Annotated in this window: 1 protein-coding gene; it reads right to left on the bottom strand. The window is 69.2% G+C overall.

Features of this window, described 5'->3' with window-relative positions; all coding sequences use genetic code 11:
• Positions 1-162: 162 nt before the first annotated feature.
• Positions 163-1,539, bottom strand: a complete 1,377-nt coding sequence (locus ACFC1X_RS40730) for an IS1380 family transposase (RefSeq protein WP_376364818.1) — start codon at positions 1,537-1,539, stop codon at positions 163-165.
• Positions 1,540-1,661: the final 122 nt, after the last annotated feature.

Genomic DNA, 1,661 nt, shown 5'->3' with positions numbered 1-1,661 from the left:
CCTCGAAGTTTCGTGACGGGCCGCCGACGTAGTCGGTGGCCTGTTTCCGTGCCGTGAGTTGAGTCCGTGCAGGCGGAGGGCCCGAGTGTCGTCTCGGGGTGGCGCCGGGTTCCACTGCTCCGGGTGGTGAAGGGCTGTCGTAGGGACGGGTGGATCCGCTGGTCAGCCGGGGTTCGGCAGGAGTGCGAGCCGGTCGAGTGCGGCAGTGATGTGGCCGGTGAAGGGCCAGTGGCGGGCCAGGCGGAGGATTCGTCGGCGTCCGGTGATGACGAGTTGTCCGGCCGCGTTGAACAGACGGAGCCGCAGGCGGCGGGGCTCCCAGAGCCTGGCGGTGCCGGTGAGCGCGAGCATAGGCATCCAGGCCAGTAGGTCGAGGGCGATCTGGACGATCTCGAGCCAGACCTTGTTCTGGGCTGTGGTGTGCAGGGGCAGGTTGCGCAGACCGGTGGCCCGGGCGGCCCGGATCCGGTCCTCGGCCCGGGCCCGCAGCCGGTGACGGAGTTCGAGTTCGGCGATCGGCCGGTCAGGGGTGTTGGTCGCGAAGCAGGTGATCCGCATGCCGTCCGCGTCCGTGATCCTCAACTGGGCTCCGGGGTGCGGCCGTTCCTTCCTGACGATCAGCCGCATGCCCTTCGGCCAGCCGTCCAGCAGCTTGCCGGTGAGCTCGGCGACCCAGGCCCCGTCACGGACCTCACCATTGGTCTCGACGGCCGCCGTCCAAGCCGAGGCGGGGACCTTCAGCACGTGTTCGTGGATCACTTCGGTGACCGTCATGCCGACCGAGTAGGACAGCCATCGTCCTCGCCTGGCGAGCCAGGACACGAAATCGTGGGTGCCGCCGGCGGAGTCCGTGCGGATCAGCGTCTGCCGCCCTCGCCGGTAGCGCTTCGGCAGCTGGGCCAGGGCGAGCTGAGCGGTGGTGATGTGGTCGGCGGCCGTGTTCGAGCCCGCGTTCCCCGGCCTGAGGAGGGCCGCGACGGGCTCGCCGGTTCCGCCCGGGCCGTGGTCGACGAAGGCCGTCAGCGGATGGTGGCCGTAGGTCTTCTTCCAGGTCGCGGCCGCATCCTCCTTGTCGGAGTGCGCGATCACGAGGACGCCGTCAAGATCGACGACGACCTGACCGTCGGCGTCCGGGGCGTTCTCACCGGCCAACGACCAGACACGGTCACGGACTTCGGAGCGTGCGGACCGGATCGCCTGCAGGGCCTTCTCGCCGGAGGCGGCGAGGGTGTCGATCAGGCGGGAGACGGTCGGATCGGAGGCGACCGGACCGAAGACGGCCGGCTCGGCCCGCAGCATGGCGACATCCGCGAGGCAGTCCCCGCCCAGTGCGACCGCCAGGGCGACATCCAGGAGTACCTTGCCGGGATCGTGGACGGCCCGCGGCTTGCGCCACGGCGCCAGAGCCTGGGATATGACCTGCTCAAGACCGGTCTTGCGGACCGTTTCGACGAGCAGGACCGAACCGGCCTGGGAGACGACCTGACGGCCGTCGTCCTGGACGCGGACACGGGGATAGGACCCGATAGAGTGCTTCACCTGGGAAGTGCCTCCGGCGGTGGCAGGAACAAGGACCTCGACAATCCTCATTCTTGCTGGTCAGAGGCACTTTCTGCTTTCCTGCCCGTCTGCCGGACAGCCCGCTTGATGAAAGCGCGAGG

This window comes from Streptomyces sp. NPDC056128 (genome assembly GCF_042263835.1).
GTDB lineage: Bacteria > Actinomycetota > Actinomycetes > Streptomycetales > Streptomycetaceae > Streptomyces.
Note: the sequence above shows the minus strand (reverse complement) of the source record. Positions and strands in the feature narration are given on the sequence as shown.